Raw genomic sequence first — 16,641 nt, forward strand, 5'->3', positions numbered from 1 at the left:
ACCGACACCGATACCGACCACCGGAACCGAGCGCCTTCCCACCACAGCGCGGCTTTCCTGCCTTCAAGAACCCCTGCCTTTGAGAACCCTTGTACCGAGGAGCACGTGTTGTCCAAGCCGTCCCAGCCGCCGGAGTCGTACGAGCTGACGAGTGCGCAGCTCGGCATCTGGAACGCGCAGCGGCTCGAACCGGATTCGCCGTACTACGTGGTGGGCGACGTCGTGCAGATCGCCGACGGCGGGCCGGTCGACACCGAGCTGCTGGTCGAGGCGATGACCGGCACCATCGCCGACGCGGAGTCGTTGCGGCTGCGCGTGGCCGACACGGCTGACGGCCCGCGGCAGTGGGTCAGCGACGAGCCGGTGCCCCGTCCGCGCGTCGTCGACGTCAGCGACGTGAGCGATCCGCGTGCCGCGGCCGAGGAACTGGTCACGGCGGAACGGTTCGCCCTGGCCGAGGCGACCCGGCGCATGACCGACCGGCAGCTGTACACGCAGACGATCATCGTGCTGTCGGCGACGGAGGTCTGGTACACCCAGCTCGGGCACCACCTCGTCTTCGACGGCTACAGCGCGGCGATGCTCGCGCGCCGAACGGCGGCGCGCTACACGGCGGCCGTCGCGGGCAAGCCCGTGCCGAAGTGCAACTTCGGCTCGTTCGCCGACTTCGTCGCCGCCGACCGCGACTACCTCGCCGGCGACAAGCCCGCCGAGGACCGGGCGTACTGGGTCGACCGGATGACGCCGCTGCCCGACCTTCCCGAGTGGACTGCGCCCGGATCCGGGCTGGCCGAGACCGTGTCGGCGAAGACCGTGCTGCCGGCCGACGATCTGGCGGCGCTGCGCGCCTTCGCCGACCGGGAGGGCGTCACGTGGGGCGACGCCCTCCTCGGTTGCTACGCGGTGTTCCTGCACCGCGTGCTGGGTCGCACCGACGTCGTGTTCGCGTTGCCGCTGATGTGCCGCACGAGCGGCGCCGAACTGCGCACCCCGGGCATGGCCGTCAACGTCCTGCCGCTGCGGCTCGAGGTGCGCGGTCAGGACACGCTGGGTGTCGTCGCGCGCCGGGTCGCCGAGGCGATGGCCGAGATGCGGGCGCACCAGCGCTACCGCGGCGAGAACCTGCCGCGCGACCTCGCCGCGGTCGGTGCGGGCGCGATCCTGCACGGCGCGGGCGTCAACCTGAAGGCGTTCGACCTGACGCTCGACTTCGCCGGTTCGACGGGCGTCATGCGCAACGTCGCGGGCGGGCCGCCCGAGGACATGGGACTGAGCGTCCTGCCGACGCGCGACGGCGGTCTGCTGCTCGGCTTCGAGGTCGACGCCCGCACGCACACCCAGTCCGATGTGGACGGGCGGTTGGCGACCGTGTGCACCCTCGTGCGGGAGCTGACCGGCGAGGACGCGCCGGCGGCGGGCGGCGTCTCCGTCGTCTCGCCCGACGACCGGGCCGCGTTGCTGACCGCATGGGCCCCGCCGGCTGTGCCGGGGGAGCCCGCCTCCGTGCCGGACGTGCTGGCGGCGCTGGCGACCGCGCGCGGCGACGACGTCGCGCTCGTCCACGACGACGAGCAGGTGACCTACGCCGAGCTGGCGGCCCGCGTGCACCGGCTGGCCAGGGCCCTGCGCGCCCGCAGGGTCGGCCCGGACGACCTCGTCGCGATCGCGCTGCCCCGCTCGGTCGACTACGTCGTGACCCTGCTCGCCGCGCTCGACGCCGGTGGCGGATTCCTGCCGCTGGACCTCGACCACCCCGACGACCGGCTCCGCATGCTGCTCGACGACGCCCGCCCGGCCGTGCTCGTCACCGAGCCGTCGGTCGACCGCGAGCTCGGCGAACGGCCGACGCTCGAGGTCTCCGATGCCGCGGCGTTCCCGGACGGGCCGCTCGCCGACGCCGAGCGGGCGCGCGGACGCCGCCCCGACGATCTGGCCTACGTCATCTACACGTCCGGTTCGACGGGTCGGCCCAAGGGCGTGCAGGTGCCCGACCGCGGCCTGCGCTCGCTGCTGCACCACCAGCGGGCGACCGTCGTCGCCCAGACCGAACGGTCGGCCGGCCGGCGACTGCGCGTCGCGCACACGTACTCGTTCGCGTTCGACTCCGCACTGGACCAGCTGGTGTGGCTCCTGTGTGGACATCAGCTGCACCTGTACGCGGGGGAGATGCTCAAGGACGCCGACGCGCTGCTGGCCGCCTACACGCGCGACCGCATCGACGTCGTCGACACGACACCGTCGCTGGCGGCGCCGCTGGCCGACGCCGGTCTGCTGGACGGGTCGCACCGTCCCGCGCTGGTCGTGCTCGGCGGGGAGGCGACCCCGCCCGCGCTGTGGCGGCGCATCGTCGAGTCCGGTGTGGACGGCCGGAACATCTACGGGCCCACCGAGGCCACCGTCGACGCCGCCTACGCCGAGATCGCCGGCGACGAACCGGTGATCGGCCGTCCGCTCGCCGGGATGCGGGTGTACCTGCTGGACAACGCCCTGCAGCCGGTCGCCCCCGGTGGCACGGGCGAGCTGTACCTGGCGGGACCGCAACTGGCCAGGGGCTACCTCGGCCGGTTCGGCGGCACCGCCGAGCGGTTCGTCGCCGACCCGTACGGACCGCCGGGGGAGCGCATGTACCGCACGGGCGACCTCGCGCGCTGGACCGACCGCGGGTTCGTCTACATCGGACGCGCCGACGGCCAGGTCAAGATCCGCGGACACCGTGTGGAGGTCGGCGAGGTCGAGGCCGAGCTCGGCGCGCTGCCCGGCGTGAGCGCCGCGGCCGCCATGGTGCGCACCGAGACGGCGACCCCACGACTCGTCGGCTACGTCGTGCCCGCACGGGAGTCTGCCGATGGTGGTGCCGGTGTGACCGCCGACCTCACCCCGGAACGCGTGCGCGACGAGCTGGCCGCACGCCTGCCCGACCACCTGGTCCCGTCGGCCGTGGTCGTGCTCGACGAACTGCCCGTCACCGTGAACGGCAAGGTCGACCGTGCGGCGCTGCCCGTGCCGCGAGCGACCTCGAGCGGCCGCCGCCCGTCCACCGCGCGCGAACGCGTGCTGTGCGCGGTCGTGGCCGAGGTGTTCGACCTCGACGCCGATGAGGTCGGACCGGACGACGACTTCTTCGGCATCGGCGGTGACAGCATCAGCGCGATCAGCGTCAGCAGCCGGCTGCGCGCGCACGGCTTCGACCTGCGGCCGCGCGATCTGCTGGCCCGCCGGGACATCGCGTCCCTCGCGGCGGGGCTGGAGTCGTTGGACGGTGAGGTCGAGACGGCCGTCGACGAACCGGTCGGCGAGGTGCCCGCCACGCCGATCATCCGCGGCCTGCTCGACCCGAACCCCGACCCGGCCGCGATCGCCGGCTATGCACAGTGGACGGTGCTGAGCACCACCGAATCGGTCGACCGGGCCGCGCTCGTGACCGGCCTGCGCACCGTGCTGACCACGCACGCCGCCCTCCGGCTGCGCCGCACCGACGCGGGCCTCGAGGTCCCGCCCGCCGACGAGTCCGCGCTCGCCGCGGCGGCCGAGCGCGCCGTCACCGTCGAGGACGCGGACGCATCGGCCGGACGGGTCGCGTCCGCGCTGGCCGCCGAACTCGACCCGGCCGAGGGCGCCCTGTTGCGGGTGGCGCTGCTGGGCGAGTACCGCATCGTGCTCGTCGCGCACCACCTCGTGATGGACGGGGTGTCGTGGCGGGTGCTGATCCCGGCGCTGCGGGCCGCGTCCCGCGGGGAGGCGTTGCCTGCGGAGGGGACGTCGTTCCGGTCGCACGCGCTGGCGCTCGCCGAACAGGGCGAGAGCGGTGCGCGGCGGGCGGAGCTGGACCACTGGCGTGCGGCGACCGACCCGGACATCCGCCCGCTCGGTCTACCCGCACTGGACCCGCTGCGCGACACGGTCGCCACGGCCCGCAAGGCGACAACGGTCGCCGGCCCCCGAGCGTCGGAAGCAGCCCTGACGACCCTGCCGGCGGCCTACCGAACCGGCACCGACGAAGTCCTCCTGGCAGCCTCGTCCTCGCTCTCCGCAGTGCTCGCGGCGCGGGAGTTCCGCGGGAGGCGTTCGGGGTCACCGTGGAGACGCACGGGCGGGAGGGGCAGGTGCCCGGGGCGGACCTGTCGCGCACCGTCGGCTGGTTCACCGGCGAGTTCCCCGTGCGCGTGCCCGCGACTCCGCTGGGCACGGACGTCGACCTGCGCGACGCGCTCTCCGGCGGCGACACCGCGGGCCGGCTGCTGCGCGCGGTGAAGGAGGCCCGCCGCGCCGTCCCGGACGGCGGCATCGGCTACGGCGTCCTGCGCTACCTCGACAGCGGATTCGGCGCGGGCATCGACCCGGACGCGAAGACCGCACTCGACACGACACCCGAGGTGCTGCTGAACTACCTCGCCGCTTCGGCGCGGCCGAGAGTGGCGACTGGCGGCTGCCCGAACGCGAGGCGTTCGCCGTCGTCGAACCGGAGACCAAGGCCCTCGAACAGGTCCTGGCACTCAACTGCTTCGTCCACGAGGCCGGCGAGACGACCGACACCGCCCACACCGCCGACACCCACGCCGCTGGGTCCACACCGGGCGGTCCGGTGCTGTCGGTGGAGTGGACCGCGGCCGGCCGGCTCGTCGACGCCGACACCCTGGCCGCGCTGCAGCGTGCCTGGGACGCGGCGCTCGAGGCGCTTGCCGCGCACGCCGAGCGGATCGGTCCCGACGGCGGCGGGCTCACCCCGTCCGACCTGCCGCTCGTGTCGCTGGACCAGGCCGACATCGACGCCTTCGAGGTGCACGGACCGGTCGCCGACGTGCTGCCCGCGACCGCGCTGCAGGCCGGACTGTCGTTCCACACCCTCGCCGCCGACGAGGGCGACACGGACGTCTACGTCGTCCAGGCCGCGCTCACCCTCACCGGCGAACTCGACGAGACGCGCCTGCGCGCCGCGGCGCGGGAGTTGCTGCGCCGGCAACCGGCACTGCGCATGCACCTGAGCACGACGGCCTCCGGCGAGGTCGTGCAGGTCGTGCCCGCCGACGCCGAACCCGACTGGCAGGTCGCCGACCTGGACCCGGCCGACATCGAGGCCGCCCGAGCCGCCGAACTGGCCCGGCCGTTCGACCCGGAGACGCCGCCGCTGATCCGGTTCCGCCTCTTCCGCACGGGGCCGGGCGAGCACCGGCTGCTGATCACCAACCATCACGCGCTGCTCGACGGCTGGTCGATGCCGCTCGTCGGCCGCACGTTGCTCGGGCTGTACCGCGAACTGGGCGGTGGTCCGGCGGTGCCGTCGTCGGCGTCGCCGCAGGACTACCACCGGTGGCTCGCCGCACGCGACCGCGACGCGGCACTCGAGGCCTGGCGCGCGGCACTGTCGGGAGTGGACGAGGGGACTCGGTTGGCGCCCGTCGCCGCCCGCCGCGGCGTCACCCGGCCCGGCAGCGTGCGGGTCGAGCTGGGCGAGGACTTCACCGCCGGTCTGCAGACGTTCGCCCGCGAGCGCGGCGTCACCGTGACCACGGTGTTGCAGGCGGCGTGGGGTCTGCTGCTCGGCAGGCTGACGCGGCGACGCGACGTCGTGTTCGGCTGCCCGGTCTCCGGCCGTCCGGCCGAGGTGGACGGGGTCGAGTCGATGATCGGCCAGCTCGGCAACACGATCCCGGTGCGCGTGCGCTACCGGCCGGAGCAGTCGGCGGCGTCGCTGCTGGCCGAGATCCACGACGAGTCCGTCGCGCTCACCGACCACCATCATCTCGGCCTGCCCGACATCCAGCGCACCATCGGGGTCGGCGAACTGTTCGACACGATGCTCGTGATGGAGAACTTCCCGTTCAACGGCGCGGGAATCGTGGTCGACGAGCGGGCCGCACTGTCCGGTGTGGACATCACCGACGCGACGCACTACCCGCTGACCGTCATCGCGCTGCCCGGCGAGGCGCTCACCCTCGTGCTCAGCTACCAGCCGCAGGCCTTCGACGACGACACCGTCGCCGGCTACGCGCGCTGGCTGCACACGCTGCTGGCCGAGCTCGTCGCCGACGCCGACCGGCCCGTCGGCCGGCTGCCGATGCTGGCGGCCGACGAGACCGCCGAGATCCTGCACCAGGGCACGAAGTACCTCCCGGCGGTGCCGCGCGAGGGCGTGCTGGAGACGTTCGCCGGGTGGGTCGCCCGGCAGCCCGACGCCGAAGCGCTCGTGTGCCGCGACCGCAGCCTGACCTACGCCGAACTGGACCGGCAGGCGAACCAGCTGGCCCGCCGCCTGCTCGCGAGCGGCGTCGGACCGGAGACGCCGGTCGGTATGCTGCTCGGCCGCGACGTCGAGATGATCATCGCGTTGTTCGGCATCCTCAAGGCCGGTGCGGTGTACCTGCCGCTCGACCCGGACTACCCGAACGACCGGCTCGCCTACATGATCTCCGACGCCCGGCCCGCCGCGTTCGTCACCGACGCCGCCGCGCTGGCCAAGCTCGGCGGCGCGGTTCCCGGTGAGGGTGCCGTGGTGCGCATCGACGACCCCGACGTCCTGCACGGCAGCACCGGAACCGACACCGATCCCGCAGCCGACACGGACCCGGTCGAGGCGCGGGCGACGCTCACCGCGGACTCGTTGGCCTACATCATCTACACCTCGGGCACGACCGGGAAGCCGAAGGGCGTCGCGGTGCCGCACCGCGGCGTACCGGATCTGATCTCGCTGCAGGAGGAGGTCGTCGGCGTCACGTCCGGCGACCGCTACCTGCACTTCGCGTCGACGAGCTTCGACGTCGCGTTCTGGCAGACGATGGTGCCGCTGGCCTCGGGCGGCACGCTCGTCGTCGCGCCCGAGGAGGTGCGGGTGCCCGGCGACGAACTGCTCGACTACATCGAGCGGCACCGGCTCACCGGCATCAACCTGCTGCCGTCGTTCCTGTCGGCCGTGCCGGAGGACCGCATCGTCGATCCGGGCGTGTTCTTCGTCGTCGGCGCGGAACGGCTCGACCCGGAGCTGGCCGATCGGTGGGGCAAGGGCCGGCGCGCCCTGTTCAACGCCTACGGTCCCACCGAGGTCACGATCAACTCGGTGACCTGGCACTACGAACCGGGGGAGCGGGGCGCCGTCCCCATCGGACGGCCCGACCCGAACGTGCGCGCCTACGTCCTCGACGACGGTTTGCAGCCGGTCGGCACGGGTGTGCCCGGTGAGCTGTACCTGGCGGGTCCGAAGCTCGCCCGCGGCTACCTCGGCCGGCCCGGTCAGACGGCGCAGGCGTTCGTCGCCGATCCGCACGGCGAACCGGGGTCGCGGATGTACCGCACCGGCGACGTCGCCGCGTGGCGTCCCGACGGGCAGCTCGTGTTCCTGGGTCGCGCCGACCGGCAGGTGAAGGTGCGCGGATTCCGGATCGAGCTCGCCGAGATCGAGAGCGCGCTGACCCGGCATCCCGACGTGCGCGGCTGCGCCGTCGTGGTACGCGACGGCCGGCAGCTGGTCGGTTACGTCATCCCCGCCGAGGGCGACACCGTGGACGCGGTGCGACTGCGGGCCGATCTGCTCGCCGAACTGCCGGAGTACATGGTGCCGACGGCGTTCGTGGCCCTCGACCGGTTGCCGCTCACCCCGGGCGGGAAGCTCGACGAACGCGCCCTGCCCGCGCCCGACCACGGCGAGGACGGCGAGGGACGCGCGCCCGAGACCCACGCCGAGCAGGCGCTGCTGGACATCGTTCGCGACGTGCTCGGCAGCGACGACATCCGGCTCGACGACCACTTCCTCGAGGTCGGCGGCGACAGCATCGTCTCGCTCCAGGTCGTGTCGCGGGCGCGGCGGCAGGGTCTGCGGCTCGGCCCGCGGGACGTGCTCGACGGCGGCACGGTCGCCGGCATCGCCGCCCGGTGCACGACCGCCGACGCCGTATCTGTCGACATCGGACCGTCCACAGGCGACGCGCCGCTCACGCCCGTCATGCGGGACCTGCTCGAACGGTCGCCCCGGCCCGACGACTTCTGCCAGTGGACCGAGATCTGCGTCCCGGCAGGCGGCGGCAAGGACGACTGGACCCGCGCGGTCGACGCCCTGCTGCGGACCCACGACGTGCTGCGCGCGCACCTCGCCCGCAGCGCCGACGGCACCGCCGTGTTGCGCATCCCCGAGGCCGGAGCGGTCACCGCGTCCGACGTCCTGACCGTCACGGAGGTTGGCGCCGGCGGTGACGTGCGGGAGCTGATCGACGGCTGGATAGCCGATGTGCGGTCCCGCTTCGACGTCACGACGGCCCCGTTGGTGCGCGCGCTGTGGGTGGACCGCGGGCCCGCCGAGCTCGGCCGGTTCGTGCTGGTGGCCCACCACCTGCTCGTCGACGGGGTGTCGTGGCGGGTGCTCGTGGACGACCTCGCCGACGCCTACGCGGGCCGGGATCTGCCGCGGCCCACCCCGTTCCTCGGCTGGGCCCGTGAACTCGCGGGCGCCGCGGCCGCGCGCGCGGGCGAGACCGAGCACTGGCGGGCCGTCGGGCAGCAGCCGCCGAAACGCATGTCCCGCACGGTGTTCGACAGCGCACGCGACCTCGGCTCCACCGCGGTGCACCACGAGTTCGCACTCGACCCGGAGACCACTACCGCGGTGCTGAGCACGGTCCCGTCGGCGTACCACGGCACCCCGGACACGGTGCTGTTGACCGCACTCGCACGCGCCGTCGGTCGCTGGCGCAAGCGCCCGGCGGACCTGTACGTCGCCCTCGAAGGCCACGGCCGGCACGCGCCCGACCCGGCACGCGAGGTCGACCTCTCGCGCACGGTCGGCTGGTTCACCGCGGTGCACCCGGCGCGGATCACCCTGCCGGACGGGCCGACGTCGGCGCAGCTCAAGGACGTCAAGCAGCGCCTGCACGCCCAGGGAGACGGACTCGGCCACGGCGTGCTCGCCGGCGCGGGCGAGGTGCCGTACGCCCGGCCCGAGCTGAGCTGGAACTACCTCGGCCAGTTCGCCGCCGCGCCCGAGACGCCGCGGGCATGGCAGGCGCCGCCCGGTTCGGCACCGTTCGGCTCCGGCGGCGACGAGCTGCCCGTGCCGCACAGCCTCATGTTCAACGCGATGACCTGGGACGACGGTGAGGGGCAGGCCCTGCACGTGCGCATCACGTGGCCGCGGGCGCTGTTCGCCACCGACGACATCGCCGCGCTCGCCGACACCTTCCGAGCGGAACTCGTCGCGATCGCCGGGGACGAGGAGGCCCTCGCCGGTGCTGGGCGGACGCCGTCCGACCTCACCCTCGACGGGCTCACCCAGTCCACGGTGGACACTCTGGAGTCGCGCTACCGGGTCATCGACGTGCTCCCGCTGAGTCCGTTGCAGGAGCTGATGCTGCGGCACACGCGGCAGGTTCCCGACGGCGGACACGATCCGTACACGGTGCAGGCCACGTTCTCGCTCGCCGGGCACGTCGACGTCGAGGCGCTGCACGCCGCCGTCGGCGACCTCGTGGCGCGGCATCCGAACCTGGGGGCCGCGTTCCCGGCACGGATCGAGGGCCAGGTGATCCTCGCCGACGCGGCACCCGATGTGCGCTACGTCGACGTGTCCGATTCGGACGCTGTGTACTCCTCGGACGCTGTGGATGCCATGGACGCCGTGGATGTCGTGGATGCCGTGGATGCCGCGGTGGAGCGGGTGTTGGCGGACGATCTGGCCGAACCTTTCGACGTCACGGCGGGTTCGCTCGTGCGGGCGACCGTGGTGCGACGCGCCGCCGACCGCGTCGAGTTCGTCCTCACGACGCACCACCTGCTGAGCGACGGCTGGTCCGCACCGCGCATGCTGGGCGAGATCTTCACCGCCTACACCGCGCGGACCGCGGGCGCTGCCGAGCCCCTGCCCGAGCCGGTGCCGTTCGCCCGGTACCTGTCGTGGCTGTCGGCGCGCGACCGGGCCGCCGACGTCGCGGCCTGGCAGGACGAACTGGCCTCCGTCGACCGCTACGACCGGGCGCTGCCGGAAGCGGTCGACTCGCCCGAGCCGGTGACGTTCGACCTCGACGCCGCGGCGGTGCGCACGCTCGGCGCCGCGTCCGCCGCCCGCGGGCTGACCGTGAACACCCTCGTGCAGGGCGCGTGGTCGGCGGTGCTGGCCGCCCGCACGGGACGCAAGGACGTCCACTTCGGAGCGATGGTGTCCGGGCGTCCGCCCGAGGTGGACGGCGTCGAGGACATCATCGGCCTGCTGGCCAACACCGTTCCGGTGCGTGCCTCGGCGAGCGGGGAGCTCGTCGCCGCGCTGCGCGATCTGCAGGACCGGCAGCAGTCGATGGTCGACCACCACACGGTGGCGCTGCCCGCGCTCGAACGGTCCGTCGGCGTCAAGCGGCTCTTCGACAGCCTGCTGGTGTTCGAGAACTACCCCGTCGACCCCGACCGGCTCGCCGAACCGGCGCCGGGTCTGCGCCTGACGGGCATGCGGTTCCGCGAGTTCACCCACCACCCGGTGACGGTGACGGTGATGCCCGAGGGCGCCGGGTGGCGCGGCATCGTGGCCTGCCGGCCCGGCATGGCCACCGACACGAGCGCGTCGGCCCTCGCCGCCGCGTTGCAGGCCACGCTGGGTGCGCTGCCGGAACTGCTGGGCCGTGCTGATTCGGGTACTGACGTCGCCGAGCTGGTGGCGGTCGCGGAGCGGGCGTTGGCGGCGCAGCGGTTGCGGGCGGGCCCCGCATGACCGCCGGGACCCGCGACGAACCCGTCGAGTCGGACCGGATCGACGGGCGGCTGTTGGCCATGGCGCTCGTGCTCGTGCTGGGCACGTTCATGGCCTCGCTCGACGCGACGATCGTCAACGTCGGCCTGAGCACGCTCAGCGCGGAGTTCGGCGCGACCATCACCGAGGTGCAGTGGGCCAGCACGGCCTACCTGCTGGCGGTCGTCGCGGCCGCGCCGACGTCGGGCTGGCTGGCCGAACGGTTCGGCGCCAAACGGGTGTGGCTGTGCGCGGTGGCCCTGTTCCTGCTCGGCTCGGTGGCGTGTGCGCTGGCGTGGTCGACGGCGTCGCTGGCCGTGTTCCGCGTGCTGCAGGGCCTCGGCGGCGGGCTGCTGCCGCCGACGGGACAGGCGCTGCTCGCCCGGGTCGCCGGCAGGGCGCGCACCGGGCGGCTGATGAGCATCGTCGGTGTCGTGCCGATGCTCGCGCCCGTGTTCGGCCCGCTCGCCGGCGGCACGGTGCTGCGCGTGGCCGACTGGGAATGGCTGTTCCTCATCAACATCCCCGTCGGGCTGGTCGCGATGCTGCTCGCCGTGTGGCTCGTGCCGCGGGTGCCCGCCTCCGACGACGTGTCGCCGTTCGACCTGCGCGGCGCGTTGCTGCTCTCGCCCGGTCTCGCCGCGCTGATCCTCGGTCTGACGGACCTCGGCTCGCAGGACCGGAACACGCCGCTCGCCGTGGGTGCGGTCGTCGTCGGCGCGGGGCTGTTGGGTGCGTTCCTCGTGCACGCATTGCGGGCGAACCGGGTGCCGCTGGTCGACCCGCGCCTGTTCCGCACGCCGCCGTTCAGTGCGGCCGTGCTGGCGCTGTTCGTCGCGGCGGCGTCGGTGTTCGGCACGATGTTCCTGCTGCCGATGTACCTGCAGACCGGACGGGGACTGTCCGCGTGGGACGCGGGCCTGATGCTCGCGCCGCAGGGCGTCGGCGCTGTGCTCGGATCGCTGCTGGTGGTCAAACCGCTGATCGACCGAGTCCCGCCGCGGACGCTCGTGCTGACCGGCTTCACGCTGATCATCGCGGCGACCGTGCCGCTGACGCGGCTCGGCGACCTGCCCGACGGGTGGCTCGTCGCGACGCTGCTCGTGCGCGGACTCGGCACCGCCATGATCGCCTCACCGGTGATGAACATCGTCTACTCCGGTGTGGACAAACAGCTGCTGCCACGGGCGTCGAGCGCGTTGAGCCTCGTCAACTACGTCGGCGGGGCGATCGGCACGGCCGGGCTCGCCGTGCTCCTCGAGGTCCGCCTGGCCCTCGGCGGCGGTGACGTCGATGCTGCCTTCTCCACCGCGTTCTGGTGCGTCCTCGGCCTGTGCGTCCTGGCCCTCCTCGGCTCCCTCCGCCTCCCCAAGACCCCACCCCGCCGCACCTGAGAGATGCTCCCGAGGGCCCCATAGTCGCGTTGAGCGGGACCAAAGGGCCCTTGGGAGCTTCTACCGGAGGGTGGCACCGCCGTCTACGTAGAGCTCTTGCATCGTGACGTGGCGGGCGCGGTCGGAAGCCAGGTAGAGCACGGCGTCGGCGACGTCGTCGGGGTCGGCGATGCGGCGCAGCGGGATGCCGACCCGGTAGTTGGCCGGGTCGCCGTTGAGGATCGGCTCCGGGCCGCCACCGTCGTGTTCCCACATCGCCCGCTGCATGGGCGTGTCGGTGGACCCCGGGCACACCACGTTGCAGCGGATGCCGTGGTCGGCCAGTTCGAGACCGAGCGACTTGGTGAACATCGTCGCCGCCGCCTTCGACGCCGCGTACGCGGCCATGTTCCGTCGCGGCACGCCACTGGCGTTCGACGACACCGTCACGATGCTGCCGCGGCCGCGCGGGATCATCCGACTCGCCACGGCCCGCGACGTGTGGAACACGCCGTCGGTGTTCACCCCGAACGTGAACCGCCAGTCGGAGTCCGAAAAGGACGACACCGGGCCCTTCGCGAGTACGCCGGCGACGTTGGCGAGGACGTCGATCGGCCCGACCGTGTCCTCGGCCTGCGCCACGGCCGCGTCGACCTGCGCGGAATCGGTGACGTCACACGACAATCCGGTGATGCGTTCGGCATCGGCGTACCGCTCGACCACGTCGGGATTCCGGTCCGTGGCCACGACCGTGGCCCCCGCGTCCCGCAACTGCCGGGCGACGGCCGCCCCGATGCCCTGTCCCGCGCCCGTCACGAACGCGACCTTCCCGGCGAACTCCTGCTGATCCACGCCAGCTCCTCGTCTGCAGATGTCTCGGTGAGTCGGTTCGGGACCTCGACCCTAACCCGAACGTGCGACATCGACGCCGGTCATCGCATGTCGGCCTGACCACACACAGAGGACGGGAGAAGCATGGCGGAGGCAGAAATATGGCGGACGCGGACACACGAAATCCCGGACGGGACATCGTCCACGTCCGGGATTTCGGTATCAGGCTTGGCTGAAGCCGTTCCGCGAGCCGAATCAGGCGCCGAGGATCGACGGGATCGCGCCCGCCCAGGCGGAGCTGACCAGGCCGGCGGCACCGGCGCCGAAGTGGGCACCGGACTCGTTCCAGGCGTTCACGTAGTCGGCGCCGGTCGGCTCGGAGGGAACCTGCGGCACGTCGACCGTCGTGGCCGAGGCGGCGCCGGCACCGGCGGTCAGGGCACCGAGGACGATGGCGGTAGCGGCGGTGGTACGAGCCAGGGTCTTACGCAATTTCCAGTCTCCCTAGGTGAAAAACACGTTCATGCGGTGGGCCGGGGTGACCCGCCACGAAGATCGTGAACCTGCGGAGATGTAACGCGCAAGCCGTCCCATGCGATCGTGACATGGGGGAACATGAACGAGTGACGCGTTGTCACACAACGTTTTTGCTGCGACCGGATCGCGGGTCCCACTGTCGAATGACGACAGTCCACATTCGAATCTCTTTCGGGTTTCGCCGCGCTCGAACGTCCACAGTGGCCTGCCGGTTGACCGTCCCGTGGTGTGTCCGTTATGTGCGGTCCATCAGTCGGTCGGGTTACCGCCAGAGGTCGACGACGCTCACGTCGCGGCCGAGCAGCTCGCGCGTCAACGGCAGGCTGATGCCGATCACGCTCGACGGGTCGCCGTCGATGCCCTCGACGAACCAGCCGCCGAGACCGTCCAACGTGAACGATCCCGCCACGGCCAGCGGCTCCTCGGTGGCGATGTAGGCGTCGATCTCGTGCTGCGGCGGGGTCGCGAACCGGACGACGGTGGTGCGGGTTCCGGTGGCCTCCGCGACGACCTCGCCACCGGACAGGCGCAGCACCGCGTGCCCGGTGAGCAGCTCCCCGGTGCTGCCCGCCATCTCGGCCCAGCGCTTGCGCGCCACCTCGGGCGTGTGCGGCTTGCCCACCAGGCGCCGCCGATCGACAGCATCGAATCGCAGCCCACGACGACGGTCTCGGCCGACGAGTCCAGGGTCGCGGCGACGTCACGGGCCTTCGCGGCCGCGAGCGCGGTGACGAGCTCGGCCGGCGCCGGGTCGGGCAGGCTCGCCGCCACGGCGTCCTCGTCGACGCCGGAGACCACGACGTCCGGGTCGAGGCCGGCGGCGCGCAGCACGGACAGGCGGGCGGGGGATGCGGAGGCGAGAACGAAACGCACGGCACCAGAGTAGGCAGCCCCGGTCAGCTGTCGAGCAGGGCTCCGTGGGTGGTGCCGATGTGGGCGGTGAGGCTGCGCCGGAACCCGTCGCGTCGCCGGCCTCGAGGAGTGTGCACAGTGCGTCGTGCTCGTCGAGGATCGCGGCCCGCCTGCCCGGGATGCGGTGGATCGCCCAGTTGGCCATGCGTACCTGTCGGTCGTGCAGGCCCGAGTAGAAGTGCGAGATGAGGCTGTTGCCTGCCGCCTCGACGAGGGTCGCGTGGAACTCGCGGTCCAGGGTGGAGAAACGGGCGGTGACGTCGTCCGGGTCGACCTCACTCTGGGTGGCGAGGATGCCGCGCATGCGCGCCGCGACGTCGACGGCGGTGCCGAGGGCGATGACGCGCTCGGCCGCGTGGCACTCGGTGAGGATCCGCGCCTCGGTCACCTCGCCGACCTCGTCCGGCGAGACCGGCACCACCAGCGCGCCGCGTTTCGGGTAGAGCCGCAGCAGGCCCTCGACCTCCAGGCGCAGGAACGCCTCGCGGGCCGGCGTGCGGGACAGTTCGAGCGCCCCCGCCGCCTCACCCTCGCTGATCAGGTGCCCGCCGGGAAGGCGGCCGTCGAGGATGCGCTCCTTGACCCAGTCGTAGACGCGCTCACTGGCCGGGCGGGGCCGGGTCGGATCCTCGGCGGCAGTGGGGTGTGACCGGTCGCGCGTTGACATGCCCGGAGTCTAGCCGCATCGTTGAACACGACATAGATACAAGTTGTATCCACCCCGCGGAGCAGTGTCTCGGGGTGGCGTGAGGGGACGGGTGTGCGTTCAGTCGAGGCCAGGTCGGCGTGGGTGCCCTGGGCGATGTGGTCGCTCGGGGCGCTGTGCTACCTGACGGCGATGTTCCACCGTATGAGCCTGTCGGCGGCGGGTCTGACGGCGCAGGAGCGGTTCGACATCGACGCGACCGGACTGGCCGCCTTCGCGGTGGTGCAGCTGGCGCTGTACGCGTTGCTGCAGGTGCCCGTCGGCGTGGGCAACGACCGGTGGGGCCCGCGGGTGCTGCTCGTCGGCGGCATGGCGTTGATGGCCGCCGGGTCGGTCGTGTTCGCCCTGTCCACGGCCTACCCCGGCGCGATGGTGGGGCGCGCGCTCATCGGTGCGGGGGACGCGTGCATGTTCGTCAGCGTCCTGCGCATCGCGCGCAACTGGTTCCCCGGCAGCCGGTACGCCTTCGTCGCCGCGTTGACCGGCATGATCGGCGGACTCGGCCAGCTCGTCGCGACGTCGCCGCTGGCCGCGCTGCTGAACTCCCAGGGTTGGACGCGCGCGTTCCTCGCCGCGAGCGTCGTGACCGTGCTCGCGCTCGTCGCGACCGCCGTGGCGCTGCGGGAATCGCCCGAACGGCGTCCGGCCCGGGCCGACCGTCCTGCGCCGGTGGAACGTCTCGGCGCGAGCCTGCGCGGCACGTGGCGCACGCGCGGCGTGTGGCACGCGCTGCTGACGCATTTCGTGCTCATGGGCACGTTCGTGTCGTTCACGGCCGTACTGGGCCAGCCGTTCCTCGTCGCCGCGTACGGACTGTCCGCGGGCGCGGCCGCCGGCCTGGTGACGGTGGTCGTGCTCGGGTTCGTGCTGAGCAGCACCGCCGCCGGACAGCTCGCCTCGCGGCGCCCCGACCTGCGCTCGCCGCTGGTGCTCGGCGCCGTGGTCGCGATGCTCGGCGGGGCCGCACTGCTGGTGGCGTTGCCGGCGTCGGCGGGCGCAGCAGCCCTGCTGCCCGCGTTGATCGCCATCGGCGTCGGCGGCGGCGTGAGCATGCTGGCGTTCGACCTGGCGCGGTCGGCCAGTCCCGACCACCGGGCCGGCGTCGCGAGCGGGTTGGCGAACATGGGCGGCTTCACGTTCGCCGTCATCGCCCAGCTCGGCGTCGGTGTCGTCGTCGACGTCCTGCTGGCGAGCGGGATGTCCGACGGCCTCGCCCAACGGGTCGGGTTCGCCGTCCCGTTGACGCTGGCGTGCGCGGGCGCTGTCGGGGTGTTCCTCCTGCGTCGATCCGCGGGGCGGACGGTCGTCGAGCGCGACCCCGCCCCGGCCGACACCGGTCGGGTCCTCGTCCCGCAGGGCTGATCGCACAGGTCACAGGAGCACGGCTCACAGCTGCGGAGTAAAAGCTCCCAAGGGCCCTTTGGTCGGTGGTTTCTAGGGGTCGTCGCAACACCTGGTGGTTTATGTGGCCGTCAGTAGAGCACGCAGCGCTCGGCTGGGGTGTCCCAGTCGAGCGTTTTGCGTGGTCGGCCGTTGAGTTCCTGGGCGACGTGCTCGAGGTCTTCGGGGCCGTGGACGTTGAGATT

7 protein-coding genes and 2 pseudogenes are annotated in these 16,641 nt (G+C 72.8%); 4 read left to right on the forward strand and 5 right to left on the reverse strand.

Features of this window, described 5'->3' with window-relative positions; genetic code table 11:
- The first annotated feature begins 108 nt into the window (after window positions 1–108).
- The 3 genes from BJF85_RS31410 (at window position 109) to BJF85_RS13060 (ending at window position 12,090) form a co-directional block, all read left to right on the forward strand.
- Window positions 109–4,251 carry an amino acid adenylation domain-containing protein gene (locus tag BJF85_RS31410; RefSeq protein WP_369822158.1) on the forward strand — a complete coding sequence of 1,381 codons (4,143 nt, stop codon included), beginning with the start codon at window positions 109–111 and terminating at the stop codon, window positions 4,249–4,251.
- Window positions 4,252–4,591: 340 nt separating this feature from the next.
- Window positions 4,592–10,678 carry an amino acid adenylation domain-containing protein gene (locus BJF85_RS31415; protein WP_369822159.1) on the forward strand — a complete coding sequence of 2,029 codons (6,087 nt, stop codon included), beginning with the start codon at window positions 4,592–4,594 and terminating at the stop codon, window positions 10,676–10,678.
- On the forward strand, window positions 10,675–12,090 hold the full coding sequence (locus BJF85_RS13060) for a DHA2 family efflux MFS transporter permease subunit (RefSeq protein WP_075847737.1): 1,416 nt from the start codon (window positions 10,675–10,677) through the stop codon (window positions 12,088–12,090). Before BJF85_RS31415 ends, BJF85_RS13060 begins: the two co-directional genes overlap by 4 nt.
- Before the next feature lie 60 nt (window positions 12,091–12,150).
- On the opposite strand, the gene BJF85_RS13065 is transcribed toward BJF85_RS13060, so the two are convergent.
- The 4 genes and pseudogenes from BJF85_RS13065 to BJF85_RS13080 all read right to left on the reverse strand — a co-directional run bounded on the left by BJF85_RS13065 (window position 12,151) and on the right by BJF85_RS13080 (window position 15,016).
- Window positions 12,151–12,921 (reverse strand): 2,3-dihydro-2,3-dihydroxybenzoate dehydrogenase, encoded by a 771-nt coding sequence (locus tag BJF85_RS13065; RefSeq protein WP_075847739.1) that lies wholly within the window; start codon window positions 12,919–12,921, stop codon window positions 12,151–12,153.
- Between the two features lie 234 nt (window positions 12,922–13,155).
- Window positions 13,156–13,392, reverse strand: coding sequence for a hypothetical protein (locus BJF85_RS13070; protein ID WP_075847741.1), 237 nt, complete (start codon window positions 13,390–13,392; stop codon window positions 13,156–13,158).
- A 307-nt stretch (window positions 13,393–13,699) separates the two neighbouring features.
- A pseudogene (locus BJF85_RS13075) lies at window positions 13,700–14,247 on the reverse strand (Maf family protein); the annotation flags it as partial.
- Complete coding sequence (locus BJF85_RS13080; RefSeq protein WP_075847743.1) at window positions 14,138–15,016, reverse strand: FCD domain-containing protein; 879 nt, start codon at window positions 15,014–15,016, stop codon at window positions 14,138–14,140. The gene BJF85_RS13080 and the pseudogene BJF85_RS13075, both read right to left, overlap by 110 nt.
- A gap of 93 nt (window positions 15,017–15,109) precedes the next feature.
- On the opposite strand from BJF85_RS13080, the gene BJF85_RS13085 reads away from it, so the two are divergent.
- The gene (locus BJF85_RS13085; RefSeq protein ID WP_255375601.1) at window positions 15,110–16,417 is read left to right on the forward strand and encodes a nitrate/nitrite transporter; all 1,308 of its coding nucleotides are present in this window, start codon (window positions 15,110–15,112) and stop codon (window positions 16,415–16,417) included.
- 99 nt (window positions 16,418–16,516) lie between these two features.
- Here the strand turns inward: BJF85_RS13085 and BJF85_RS30085 are convergent.
- Window positions 16,517–16,641 (reverse strand): annotated as a pseudogene (locus tag BJF85_RS30085) (IS30 family transposase); the annotation flags it as partial.

It is taken from the genome of Saccharomonospora sp. CUA-673 (assembly GCF_001942305.1).
GTDB lineage: Bacteria > Actinomycetota > Actinomycetes > Mycobacteriales > Pseudonocardiaceae > Prauserella.

Excerpts from the sequence above, each read along its gene's own strand:
- BJF85_RS13060 (WP_075847737.1), top strand. The coding sequence starts at position 10,675 with ATGACCGCCGGGACCCGCGACGAACCCGTCGAGTCGGACCGGATCGAC.
- BJF85_RS13080 (WP_075847743.1), bottom strand. The coding sequence starts at position 15,016 with ATGTCAACGCGCGACCGGTCACACCCCACTGCCGCCGAGGATCCGACC.